Annotated in this window: 11 protein-coding genes; all 11 read right to left on the reverse strand. The window is 46.7% G+C overall.

The window, feature by feature from the left end; translation table 11 throughout:
* The coding region (locus CAG64_RS08810; protein ID WP_161489305.1) for a retron Ec67 family RNA-directed DNA polymerase/endonuclease at positions 1-1,147 on the reverse strand (1,147 nt) is incomplete at its 3' end.
* Positions 1,148-1,712: 565 nt separating this feature from the next.
* Complete coding sequence (locus CAG64_RS08815) at positions 1,713-1,964, reverse strand: hypothetical protein (RefSeq protein ID WP_161457700.1); 252 nt, start codon at positions 1,962-1,964, stop codon at positions 1,713-1,715.
* A gap of 20 nt (positions 1,965-1,984) precedes the next feature.
* Positions 1,985-2,182 (reverse strand): hypothetical protein, encoded by a 198-nt coding sequence (locus tag CAG64_RS23800; RefSeq protein WP_001927369.1) that lies wholly within the window; start codon positions 2,180-2,182, stop codon positions 1,985-1,987.
* A gap of 55 nt (positions 2,183-2,237) precedes the next feature.
* Positions 2,238-3,515: a P-type conjugative transfer protein TrbL gene (gene trbL, locus CAG64_RS08825; protein ID WP_161457699.1), complete on the reverse strand. Its 1,278-nt coding sequence runs from the start codon at positions 3,513-3,515 to the stop codon at positions 2,238-2,240.
* A 2-nt stretch (positions 3,516-3,517) separates the two neighbouring features.
* On the reverse strand, positions 3,518-3,715 hold the full coding sequence (locus CAG64_RS08830; protein WP_025795234.1) for a hypothetical protein: 198 nt from the start codon (positions 3,713-3,715) through the stop codon (positions 3,518-3,520).
* Positions 3,716-3,717: 2 nt separating this feature from the next.
* Complete coding sequence (gene trbJ, locus CAG64_RS08835; protein ID WP_065770638.1) at positions 3,718-4,491, reverse strand: P-type conjugative transfer protein TrbJ; 774 nt, start codon at positions 4,489-4,491, stop codon at positions 3,718-3,720.
* A gap of 237 nt (positions 4,492-4,728) precedes the next feature.
* Positions 4,729-6,489, reverse strand: a complete 1,761-nt coding sequence (gene traI / locus CAG64_RS08840; RefSeq protein WP_161457698.1) for a TraI/MobA(P) family conjugative relaxase — start codon at positions 6,487-6,489, stop codon at positions 4,729-4,731.
* Positions 6,486-6,860, reverse strand: coding sequence for a conjugal transfer transcriptional regulator TraJ (gene traJ / locus CAG64_RS08845; RefSeq protein ID WP_140203780.1), 375 nt, complete (start codon positions 6,858-6,860; stop codon positions 6,486-6,488). Before traJ ends, traI begins: the two co-directional genes overlap by 4 nt.
* Before the next feature lie 788 nt (positions 6,861-7,648).
* A complete protein-coding gene (locus CAG64_RS08850) occupies positions 7,649-8,434 on the reverse strand; it encodes an ABC transporter ATPase (protein WP_161488484.1) in 786 nt (261 codons plus the stop codon).
* Positions 8,421-9,338 carry a helicase RepA family protein gene (locus CAG64_RS08855; RefSeq protein WP_237668423.1) on the reverse strand — a complete coding sequence of 306 codons (918 nt, stop codon included), beginning with the start codon at positions 9,336-9,338 and terminating at the stop codon, positions 8,421-8,423. The genes CAG64_RS08850 and CAG64_RS08855 overlap by 14 nt, the downstream gene beginning before the upstream one ends.
* Entirely contained in the window at positions 9,277-9,507 is a 231-nt protein-coding gene (locus CAG64_RS08860; protein ID WP_161488486.1) for a helix-turn-helix transcriptional regulator, read from the reverse strand. The genes CAG64_RS08855 and CAG64_RS08860 overlap by 62 nt, the downstream gene beginning before the upstream one ends.
* Positions 9,508-9,516: the final 9 nt, after the last annotated feature.

Below are 9,516 nucleotides of genomic sequence, written 5' to 3' on the forward strand. Positions count from 1 at the left end.
CGTTATCTGTTTTTCCTTCAGTCAATATTGTTGGATATTCATTTGCAAAAAAGTGTTTATATTGTAAAAATCTCCCATAAACTTTTTCCCTTGTATTTAACCTGCCGCGGAATTTATTAATTCCTGTATGTATCTTAGGTTCAAATTTTGGTTCTGGTTTTTTCTTATGTTGTCGGTTATTATAAAAATCGATAGAATCAATAAAATTTAACCGACCTTCTAACTCCGATAAATGACCATCCCTGTATGAACCATCTTGTTCGGCAACCTTAAACTTACCAGTTTTAAATAGGGAATGAGCCATAGCCCTGGTTAAACGCCAATACTCCGATTTAACGCTTACCTTTTTATTAATAACTAAGCCAGTTGCTTCCTGTCTTGAATCTTTAAATTGCAACCTAGTTTTTATATGGTTTACTGAAAATCCAGAACGCCTTATTTCACCAAGTAACTTTGAACCTAGTGTCATATTTTCAACGTTTTTAACGATAGCTGTGGGAAAAGTTTTTTTTCTAGTCGAAAAAGTTATGTCATCAGCATATCTTGTATACGAGCAGCCATATCTTTTAGCTAACTTTGACAGTTTAATATCAAGACTATTAGTAATGAGATTAGCAATAACTGGAGAGCAAGGACTCCCTTGAGGCAGAGAATCTTTATAGCATGCTATTTGAGCAATAATGGTTGCTATATGGGGATCTAATTTAAAGTCTCTATTGGCAATAAAGTATCCACGAACCCTACCAAAGTTAAAGCTTCCAAAAAAATCTGCCAAATCTAAATTTAATACATTTTTTTTACCACGATGAACACGCGCATTCGTTATGATTGATCTTTCTCGTTCAAAACCATGAGAAAGAGAGCATTCAACTTTATTATCAAGATGAATTACCCCTTTACAATCCAATAGCAAATCTGACAATTTACGCTGAAGATCTTTTAATTCATCAGATGGTGCACTGATCGTTCTAACACCACCGGATTTCTTGGTAATATCGAACTGATGATAATGCGAATTTACGTGTGATGTTACACCTGGTCTGTACAAGGTTCTGGTAAGAAAAGCTGCTGAAACACCCAATATCGACGCTAATTCAGGTTTTGTTTTAGCTTGTTTAAGTAGTAAATAGTTTCTTCTATGAATCACATTACACTCTTTGTCATTAAAGCCAAAAGAAGTAGCTCACATGCACTCTTACGCGCCGCTAGCGAGTAATTCAGGAAAGCAATAGGAGCAATCCGAGAAGGCGAGTCACTTAGACCATGTTGTCACAGGTTGCGAAACGCAACCAACAAATCTGCATGTGAGCTAAAACTAAGCTACATCGTAATGATAGGTTATTCAAGTTATTTGATATGCTTGGTTATTGTAAGTCTAGTTCCTTCCACAAAACGAAAGTAAAAATGAAGAAACAACTGAATGGCGATCCTTTCATTTTGTTTGTTAATCACAGTTTAATTATCCGATGCTAAAGCCTCCAATAGCTGTACATTTAGGCCTACATCTACCATTTACCAGAGGGCTGCTAGCAAAAGAAGTAACACCTTTCATACCTTTGCAAAAGATATAATGTGACCAAGTGAATAACGCGGAACTATCCAGAAATAAGTTATGCTTGAGATGAAGTTTCATACACAACCACATCTTTGAAAGATGTTTTTTTAGAAATACTGGCCGATGAGCGATCATAGACCCGTATGCTTCCTGACTACTATCGTCTGCCAAACGGCCAATACCTCATTTTGTCGATTCGCTCGACCGATCTCGTCATGTCCTTGTAAGCACGCCCGGCCAACCTGTTTTGGAATACCTCCATTTTATCGGCAATGGCTTTCATCTTCGGACCGTGCCCGGTGTTGTGCAGCCACTGCCCCAAAAAATAGAAGGCCAGCATCACAATGGACATCACTGCGAAGAAACCAAATACCTCCGCAAGGTTTTGAGGTGGAAAGTTAAACTCCATAATCAGTAATCCTTATTTAGTTAGGCCATGCGACCTTTTTTAACAAAGCTGGCAACCTCTTCGTTACGCTCCTGCTGGCGTTCCTGGGCATATGAAACGTAGTCCTCAACATCGAAGGTGTGCTTTTCCGGATCGCGCTCTTGCCATTCTGCGTGTGCTTGACGCGCTTCTTCCTGGTCCTCACTGGATAGGTCATCAAAGCCGCCGGTTTGATTCATCCAGCCAGTGCCGCCACCGCCTAAGCTATCGTTGTCAAATGCAGGGGAAACGTCGTCAGTCGCCCTCCTTATCGTCATCATCCCCGTTATCTTTCGTACTGTTTCGGATCGAACTAGCTAGACGACCTCCGGTAGTGCCGCTGATTCTATCCCCGGCCATATCACCCATTCCCTTCATCAAATTCGCACCGGTATCCGCTGCAATACGCCCCGCTTTTACAGCGCTACCTTTAAAGCCGCCGCCAGAAGATTGACCGGAAGCTTGAGAGAAGGAGCCAGCCTCATCAGAATCGCCACTGCCACTAAATGCACCGCCCAGGCTCGACATAACGTCAGTATTATTCGCTACGTTCTCACCCGCTTTTGCAAATGCAGCCTGAATAGCAGACGCACCGCCGGCGGTAGCCATTGCGGCACCGGCAGCCATACCACCAGTGGCAACAACCGCTCCGGCCATCGCACCGGCACTGATGCTGCCAGCACCTGCCGCCGCGCCGCCTCCAGGAACCAGGCTAGCGACCACATTGGGAACCGAGTGAATGAGCATCACGAGAACCAGTGAAACGACAAAGATCACCAACAATTCACGCATGGGAGCATCATTGGATAGATCGGCATAGAAACCATCCATGATCGACATGGCAATGCCAATAAGCAACGTCATTGTCATCAACTTCAAAGCAACGCCTAATACGCTTTTGAAGTAGTTGATTGCTATATCCGAAGTCCAACGCGAACCACCAAACCCCAGCACGAAAACACCGGCATAGACTAATATCCAAGCCGTCACCAAGGCCAACAACACATTGGCCGCCACTACCGCCATACACGCCAAAATTGCCAACGTGATTAAGAAGATAGACAAGTTATCTATCGGGCTGGTGATGCTGTATGACTTACCAGCTTTCACAATAATGTCGAACGCAATACTAATAGGCTCTGACGGGGTTAGGTCTCTCGAAAGGCCACCGGCTTGAGCACCGATCGTTCTCAATGAATCGATAATTGACGTGGCAAAGTCTGGGCCGTTTCTGAGTAACCAGAGAAAGAAACCAAACGTCAAGATGAAGCGCACGAACTCGGCAAAAAACTCCCTTATATCCGCTTGCTTAAGGATCAAGGTCCCGCCAGTCCAAACAAGGGATATAGTGCCCAGCGTCCAGAATAGCCAGGCAGCATAGTTTGTAATTACCGAGCCCCAAGTAGCACTTGCTGTCATGAAACGCACAGCCACTTCATCTAAGACACCATTAGGCTCAATGGCCGCTGATGCTGTTTGCGAAGTAAGTACAACTGCCAGGAGCATGACAAGCCGAATAAATATCTTGATCATGATTAGAACCCCTTGTTCTTGGAGCGATCCGTGGGTTCGCCCATATCCCAAAGACAGTTCCCTTTTTCCTTCTGCTCTTTCGTCAGGTTCGGGTTGTCACAGTTGATCGTTGCAGGCTTTGGCCCGTCATCTTCGCCGCACCCCACCATAGCAAAAGAGGCCAACGCGCTAACGATAAAAACTCGGGTGATATTCTTCATGATTAAAACCCCCTGTTTTCTGAACGGTCGGTTGGCTCGCCCATATCGAACAACCTTTCACGAGACGCTTGATATTGAGCTTCGCGGTCAGCATCCGCCTGCATTCGAGTGCCAACGGCATTCTGCTGGGCAATCAATAGGCTTCGGATTTGTAGGAGCTGGTTGGCCTGGTTGCTAGCGAGCTGGTTAGCGTAGCCAATAGCCGCCAATTGGCCGTCCGCGCTCTGAGCACCAGATTGCAGGCGGTTAAGCTGACGGGCATCGGCTTCCAAGTTATCTTGCTGCTGCTCCAGACTCCTAAACAGTGCGTCGTTGGCCTTTTTCTGCGATTCAGACGCAAGGCGTCGGTTCTCAGTCATTGCGGCCCGTTCTGCATCGCTGCACCCCGCTGCCGAGAAACAAGGAGAGCTGCGGTAATAGGCCACGTCCTGGAACTTGCCTAGGTAAGCATCGAGGCTGCCAAGCTGGTTCTGGTAATAGGCGAGCGTGTTGGTCGCCTGGTTCAGATCGTTGATGGTGCGCTGCGCCTGGTCCCAAATATAAGAAGCTGGGGCCATCGAGTTTTGCAGCATATTTTCGTACTGCTGCAACTGGGTTTGATACTGCTGAATTTGTTTAGCAGTCTGTGTAACAGCTTCCATTGCCGACATGATGTTCTGAACTAGATTCGTACCATCAGCAACCGGAATCCCCGCATATACAGGATTAGAAAGGTTTAACGCCAAGGAGATGGCAAGCACGGGAATTTTAGCCGCTAAAATTTTTCGTTTTAGCATGGTTAATTACTCTTAGTAGTTATGACTAAAAGTTGCATTCACCAACCTGTAGAAACTTGATCTCTACTCCTGCCGTTACCAGCGGTGAATGTGGGCCTGTACAGAGCTAGCTCGCCACTTACTATCTCGGCGCCCGACCAGCGCGACACCGTTAAACGCGCGGTCAAATAGGGTTAAACATCGGTGTCATTACCAACCGAAGCGGTTAGGGCTTCCGTCGATTCTTTTGCCATCACATCAACGTGAGCGGCTCTTATGTTGTCGTTTAGCTTTTTTAGCTGCCTGCTCAGCTTGTAGCTTGGCTTTACGTTGCTCTAATGCTGGCATGACCACCGTTTTTTCAGTTACAGGGCCTGACTTAATAGCTAGAACCTCTAACTGAGATAGATTCTGCAGCCGGCCACGACGTGAAGGTGGCACTTTGCCAATCGGTAACACGCCAGGCTTATCAGACCGCTTGGCCCTTTTATTCTGGGCTATTAATGCCTGACGGCGGCGTTCTAGTCCTTGATCGGCAAATTTGATAGACAGATTGCCATCTGCTGCCGCCTTGATTACTCGCGCCTTGAACTCAGGCGAACCATTCACGGTAATACGATTACCATAACGCTCCATTGCTACCTTTAGCGCAGCTAAAACACTGCTTTGGTTGGAAGCCGTCGACACTTGTAGACGCTCACCATCATCACGCACGGCGCTGTTACCTGCTCGATAAATAATGGTGCCTTTTTTCGTAATCGTATCGACCATTGCTTTGGACTCAGCCTGAACTGCATCCCCGTTTAGTGTGTTGCCTTTAAGCTTTTGTGCAGCCTCTCGGCTACGTAGCGCTTTGAGGGCTTCGCCATCTCCCTGTAATGCCTGGCTCTTTAACCAATCCGCCCAGGTTTGGCGTTTATTGCTTTGATATATCGTTTGCCGTTGCTCTTGGTAACGCTTGTGAATGCGCTCAAGCTCGCTTTTCAATGCATTGCTGGCCTGTTTGTACAAAAGCTTCTTAGTAAGCTGATTGCTACCGGTCAACTTAATCACTGCGCGACGGCCACGCCCTTTCCTCTTGGCGTTATCAACCTGTCGATCTTTATCACGACGAGCCTGTTCAAGGGCTTGCGTTTTACTCTCTGCAGCATGTTTCTGCTCTGCTTGATAACGGACATATAGCTCGGTGGTATTCACCTTTAAGCGAACAGGTCGGTGTGTATATTGGCGGCTCGGCTTAACAGAATCCGATGCAGTCGCTTCAAAGGGACCAAAGCGCGCTTCGAGTTTGGGTTTAGAAAACTCACGTCCCAAGGTGCTCGCTTTGATGATCGCTTCACCATCGGCAACGATCACTAGACCATTTCCTCTGGTTCTTAACTGCAAACCATTGTCCTGCATGACCTGGTGCAACGCCTGCCAGCTACTGGCTGATTTAATCTCGTCCATGCATTCGCGCTTCACCCACCCCACTAAGCTTTCAATACCCGAATGCCGCTCCATATCCATCGCACGTGATTCGGCCCCGCGCTTGCGCGGTATATGATTATCCGGCTGCAAACCAAAGTCCTGCTCGATGGCCTCACACATTTCCGCTAGCTTCTTATGCGGGTAGTACGGCTCATGGATTGTGTTGCGAGTAGGGTGAATCTTGTTAATTGCGATATGGATATGTTGATTGTCCGTATCGTTGTGTACAGCACTGACACGCTGATGCTCTCCATAACCCAACCCTTGGCAAATGCGCTCTTCTATCGCGGCTAAAGTATGCGCTTCTAACTGTTCACCATTAGGAAAGCTCACTATCAGGTGGTAGGTTTTATCACTCTTCGCTCGGGTATTCGCAAACTGAGTCGCCAACACCTCGCTGATCGCATCGCGCACGGTTTCCGCTTCACAGTTATTTAAACAAACGCTACCAAGTCGATGTTCTTTGCGCTGGTGATCGGTGATGTAATTCACCAAGCCTGCAAAGTCAGATTTCCCCTGAGAACGCATCGGTACATGCTTGGCGATCATTGGTCCGCCCCCGGGCGAAGAATAGACTCCATAAGTGAACTCATTTGATCTTGCGTCGCCTCGATACGATTAAGCACTGCCAAGACCGTATTGGCCCCAACATGTGCCACCTTGGCATCATTACTAAGCCATAACTTCAGCAATCCACCCAGACGTCCTAAGTCACCATTAACCCGTACTAACTCGCGTACATGCTCTGCATCGGTAATTCCCTGGATACGATAGCCTTGGCCGACTTCGCGCAAATAGGTCGAAGCACTGAGCCCTGCCTGTGCTGACATGGATTCGATCAACGCACGCTCTTCCGGTAAGCAATAGACCTTAATCGGAGGACTATTCTTTCTCGTCGTCTTATTTGTGTTGTTCTCCATCTGTGTATCCTCTCTCAGGCCCCGCAGGGCAGGATCAACGTTGAGTGCCGAAGGTGCGAATAAGTCATAAGTGAAGAGGCTTCGCCATGCTTGCATGGAGGGCCTACTTCACACATCCTGCCCTCATTTCAACTTTGGTTTTATCACGGAAAGTTATGCATGCCCGTGTGCATTTCTCTGCATTTAACTGTTTATTCCTGTGTAAACTATGTTTACTCAATAAGTCCGACACTTATAGCGGTATGACAGCGCACTTATAGCGACTGAATAGCGCTAAATTAGCGGTCTTACAGTGATTTATGTGTGTTGGCTTTACTCAATATCACGACACCGAAAAACACAGCTTTCCTAACACTTTCCGCTTTAGGCTAAACAATTCAAAGCCTTTGCGTTTAACTGCCCCCCAAGTGTCAATAAAAAGTAAAACCGACAAAACATAACCATTAATTAATCATTAAAATCAAAAAGTTAAATTGACCTCAAATATTACCCCTCCACTTTCATTGACACTTTCAGCCAATCTAGATGCCAAAACACTCGGAGTATTGTCTCCCTTCGGTCGGGATGTACTCCAGGAAGGAGAGCAGAGCATAAGACTTCTTTACCTCTTGGCGTTAAACCAACGGCCATAGGCCGTTCGATAAAGCCTTTAGGCTTTATTACTTTAAGGTGTAGCCCGTATAAAACGGGCGGTTACACCGCCTGGATATCCTGAAATATCCTGAATATCCTGCTAAAACGACAAAAAATCGGGCCCCTGTGAGTCATAAACGGGCCTCTGTGAGGTGTTACCGGGCCGCTGTGAGGTGTTGCCGGGCCGCTGCGAGTCGTTTAACACGGCTTTCAGCGTCGATTTCTATACCGATACAACGCAACCTATCGATATCCTCTCGTATCCTCGTCCGGTGATTACTTATAGTCTTACTACTTACTTCATCACCACTGACAGCCTTGATGAGCGTATCAAGGTGCCAACCTCCAACAGGATCATGCTTATGAGTGAGGACATAGCGCGCAACAGCTTGGCTAATCCCATATTGCAACCTAGCAATAGGGGTTGGCTCATAATAGAGAGACAAGTCCTGTTCCAGCAGCATAACCAAAGCAACTCCTAATCTGACACGCCACAGATTCCGCTTACCGCGAGTCAGCGGGTTATATCGAGTCATAGGAGACGGAACAACATGGTCAACTAAACCACCAATGATGCGGTCTCCGGTCAACTCCAACTCCGGTGTGACAATTTCAACTGTCGCAGATCGCAATTCACAAACTAGTTTTTTTAACCGGTCATCACTATATTGGCGTTCGGACAGCATTCGACGCAGCTTTGCAGGATCAACCAGCAGCTCAATACCACCGTCCGAAATATCTCGACGACGCTCAGCCACATACAACATAGACTCAACAATATCCGCATGGCGCTGCCCTAACCTGCCAGTTACCCGACAGCGCCCAAATCGGGTATCCATCCACTCACCTTTACGTTGTAATGGCTTTCTACTAGGCTGATAGATCATCACCCGAGCCTGCAGAACCGTGCTGGTAGGTGTCACCTTGTTACCAGTTGTCATCACTAGTCCCTACCACAGTTTTAAGCTTCGTAGCTGGCCGCCTTTTTTGACGTTCCAGGATGGCTGGTTTAAGTACACCGCCGTCATATCGTCTAAACCAACACTCAGAAAATGGGTCACCGTAATTAGCTTTACTCACACCAAAGCGGACAAAATGTTTTCTCTGTTTACTCTCAACACCCAATTTTTCTGCTTCAGTGGGAGTCATACTTGCGAGATACGCTTGCCAGCGGATATTGTCGACTAACACTGACGAGCCTCGACTGGCTTGCTGATGGTCTCCCCCACCCATCATCATCGATCCTTTGTTGGAATGATGCAGAAACACAATGGAGCAGTCCGTTTCAGCAGCAATAGCCTCCATTCGACCGATAACCTTCGCCATAGGGCCACTGGCATTCTCTTCTTCAATATGGAAGCGACGCAGAGTATCCAGGATCAAAAGTCGTCTCCCCTCTGCTACCTTCCTGATTCTTTCAAACCATGCTGAAGCCATAATGTCAGGACATTTGCCAATCAATGGTTCAATAAGCAGACCTTGGGCCACCATTTGTTTTTGTGTAGGAGAAAGGTATCCTCCCAAAGCATGTAATCTATGATGAATAGCAGTAATTGGGTCCTCGGCGGGCAAATAGGCCACTAAGCCATTAGCCAGATCGCCTATGCCCAGCAAATCAGCTCCACCCGCTACCTGTGCCGCCAATTGAAGGGCCAGCATTGATTTACCTACGCCGCCAGGGGAAACAATGGCTCCTATGGTTCCCATAGCCATATTGGGCAACACGTAGTCAATCGGTGGAGGCAGTTCATTAAATGCAGTCAAAAGATCTAGTGCCATATTGTTAACCTCCCATAAAATAACCTGGTCGAATAGGCTGAAGTCGAGACGTTCTTCGTTCTTCAATCCATTTCTCAACTTCAGCTAAATCCCAAGCTACATTTCTGCTTGTAAGTACAATACGGCGTGGAAACTCTCCTCGTTGTTCTAAGTTGTAAATAGTCCGGTCAGAGAGCGGAATCATTTCCAACAATACTTTTCTATTAATTAGCGTTTTATGTGCCAGTGTTTGCATTTATTTGCC

It is taken from the genome of Vibrio sp. V38_P2S17PM301, from assembly GCF_009904845.1.
Taxonomy (GTDB): domain Bacteria; phylum Pseudomonadota; class Gammaproteobacteria; order Enterobacterales; family Vibrionaceae; genus Vibrio; species Vibrio proteolyticus.

What these genes read in the sequence shown, in the direction of transcription:
- CAG64_RS08815 (WP_161457700.1), bottom strand. Translation starts at nt 1,964, where the DNA reads ATGGAGTTTAACTTTCCACCTCAAAACCTTGCGGAGGTATTTGGTTTC.
- CAG64_RS23800 (WP_001927369.1), bottom strand. Translation starts at nt 2,182, where the DNA reads ATGAATCAAACCGGCGGCTTTGATGACCTATCCAGTGAGGACCAGGAA.
- trbL (WP_161457699.1), bottom strand. Translation starts at nt 3,515, where the DNA reads ATGATCAAGATATTTATTCGGCTTGTCATGCTCCTGGCAGTTGTACTT.
- CAG64_RS08830 (WP_025795234.1), bottom strand. Translation starts at nt 3,715, where the DNA reads ATGAAGAATATCACCCGAGTTTTTATCGTTAGCGCGTTGGCCTCTTTT.
- trbJ (WP_065770638.1), bottom strand. Translation starts at nt 4,491, where the DNA reads ATGCTAAAACGAAAAATTTTAGCGGCTAAAATTCCCGTGCTTGCCATC.
- traI (WP_161457698.1), bottom strand. Translation starts at nt 6,489, where the DNA reads ATGATCGCCAAGCATGTACCGATGCGTTCTCAGGGGAAATCTGACTTT.
- traJ (WP_140203780.1), bottom strand. Translation starts at nt 6,860, where the DNA reads ATGGAGAACAACACAAATAAGACGACGAGAAAGAATAGTCCTCCGATT.
- CAG64_RS08850 (WP_161488484.1), bottom strand. Translation starts at nt 8,434, where the DNA reads ATGACAACTGGTAACAAGGTGACACCTACCAGCACGGTTCTGCAGGCT.
- CAG64_RS08860 (WP_161488486.1), bottom strand. Translation starts at nt 9,507, where the DNA reads ATGCAAACACTGGCACATAAAACGCTAATTAATAGAAAAGTATTGTTG.